Source organism: Methylibium sp. (genome assembly GCF_013817365.1).
Taxonomy (GTDB): Bacteria; Pseudomonadota; Gammaproteobacteria; order Burkholderiales; family Burkholderiaceae_C; genus Methylibium.
This window is the reverse complement of record NZ_JACDCU010000586.1, coordinates 1-2125: the sequence shown is the minus strand read 5'-3', so window position 1 is coordinate 2125 and position 2125 is coordinate 1. Positions and strand designations below refer to the sequence as shown.

Here is a 2125-nt window from a genome sequence, read left to right as displayed (position 1 = left end):
ATTGCGCAGCGCACCCATTTCTGCACCATGGGCGCTATTGCCGATGTGGTGAACATGCGCGACTGGACCCGCGCGCGCATGTGGGCGCTGGCCATCGCGGTGGCGATCCTCGGCTTCAACGCGATGGTGGCGCTGGGCTGGGTGAGCGCCGGCAAGACCGTGTATGCCGGCCCGCAGGTACTGTGGCTTTCAGGAATTGTCGGCGGCGCGATCTTCGGCTTCGGCATGGTGCTGGCGTCGGGCTGCGGCAGCAAGAGCCTGGTGCGCATGGGCGGCGGCAACCTGAAGTCGCTGGTGGTCGTGGTGATGCTGGCAGTGGCCGCATTCGCCACGCTCAAGGGCATCACGGCGGTACTGCGCGTGGCCACCGTGGACCGCGCACTGATCGAGCTGCCGCAAGGGCAGGACCTGCCCACGCTGCTGGCCGGAGCGACGGGTCTGGCCACGCCCGCGTCGGCGGCGCTGCTCGGCCTGGCCTTCGGAGCCGCCCTGCTGCTGTGGGTGCTGGCCAAGCCGGAAGGACGCACGCTCGATGTCTGGCTGGGCGGCGTCGGGATCGGCGGCGTGATCGTCGGCATGTGGTGGGTGTCCGGTGTGCTGGGGTACCTGCCGGAAGACCCGAACACGCTCGAGGAGGCTTTCCTCGCCACCAATTCCCGACGCATGGAATCCTTGAGCATGGCCGCGCCGGTGGGCTATGCGCTCGACTGGCTGCTGTTCTTCAGCGATGCGAACAAGCTGCTGACGCTGGGCGTTGTCAGCGTGGCGGGCGTGGTGATCGGCTCGGCGGCCTGGGCACTGCTGAGTGGCAGCTTCCGTTGGGAGGGATTCGGGAGCGTTGAAGACACCGCGAACCATCTCGCCGGTGGCCTTCTGATGGGCGTGGGCGGCGTGACGGCGCTGGGCTGCACGATCGGTCAGGGTTTGTCGGGCGTCTCGACCCTGGCAATCGGCAGCTTCATCGCATTGGCGGGCATCGTTGGCGGCGCGGTGCTGGCGCTGCGCTACCAGATGTGGCGGCTGGACCGCATGTGAGGCCTCCTCTCACCTCGGCCCCTGCTGCTCCATCAGTAAATAGGTGTTGAAGGCGTTGATCCGATTGGCCGCGCGGAACAGCGGCATGCGCTCGTAGCGTGACCAGTCGGTCCTGGCGTAGGCCTCCTCGAAGGGTTCGAGATTGCGCGCCGCCTCGCCCATGCTGCTGCGCAAATAGAGCAGGTAGTCGCGCGTAAGGGCCAGGTCGACGGCGGGCTCGGTCGCCGCGGGCCCGTGGCCCGGGATCATGATGCGCGGCTCGAGCGCAATGAGCCGGTTGAGCGATTCGATCCAGCGCCGGCTGTCGGCCTGCCCGACGAACGGAATGCGCCCGCGAAACACCAGATCGCCCGCGAACAGCACGTCGGCCGCAGGCACGTGGATCACCAGGTCTTCCGCCGTATGCGCCGGGCCGACGCGGTGGATCTGGAACTCCGTCGAACCCACTTGCAAACGGGTGCTGTCGGTGTCGAGCCAGCGGTCGGCCGGCACCAGACGGGTGGTCTCGTCGATCCAGGGAAACATGTCCTGGCGGCCCGCCTCCAGCCGGCGATGGGCGGTGTCGGAGGTGAGGTATTCCCGGCCGGCCGCGTGCGCCACAACGCTCGCACCCGCCGCCTTGAAGGCCTGCAGGCCGTAGATGTGGTCGGCGTGGTAATGAGTGACGATCACATGGCGGATCGGCTGCGCCGTCACGCGCCGTATCTCGGCGATCAGTTCGTTGGCGAGCGTGGGCGCGCCGAGCGCGTCGATGACAACCACGCCGTCGTCGGTGACGACGAAGCCGGCGTTGGAAATGAAGTTGCGGTTGCCGGCCGTGCCCAGTGCCGCCTCGCCCTGCACGAACCAGACGTCGGGCGCCACGCGGACCGCACGAACCGCCGGCTCCGCGCCCGCGCCCGCCACCGCAACGATCGGACTCAGCAACCCGGCGACAACTGCGCCGATGCAGGCGATTCTGCTTCGGGCCGTTTCGAAGGCGCCTCGCATGCTTCTCGGCCCGGCACTCAGCGCCGCCCGCAAGGCGCCGTCATCAAGGCTTGATGTACGAGTAGCCCTGCCCCTGCAGCTTCGACAGGCGCACCACGCC

General features: G+C 68.3%; 2 protein-coding genes. One reads left to right on the top strand and one right to left on the bottom strand.

The window, feature by feature from the left end; translation table 11 throughout:
- Positions 1–1035: YeeE/YedE family protein (locus H0W38_RS21670; RefSeq protein ID WP_292458109.1), on the top strand; the 1035-nt coding region annotated here is incomplete at its 5' end.
- Positions 1036–1044: 9 nt separating this feature from the next.
- Here H0W38_RS21670 and H0W38_RS21665 read toward each other — a convergent pair.
- Complete coding sequence (locus H0W38_RS21665) at positions 1045–1959, bottom strand: MBL fold metallo-hydrolase (RefSeq protein ID WP_292458112.1); 915 nt, start codon at positions 1957–1959, stop codon at positions 1045–1047.
- Positions 1960–2125 lie beyond the last annotated feature (166 nt).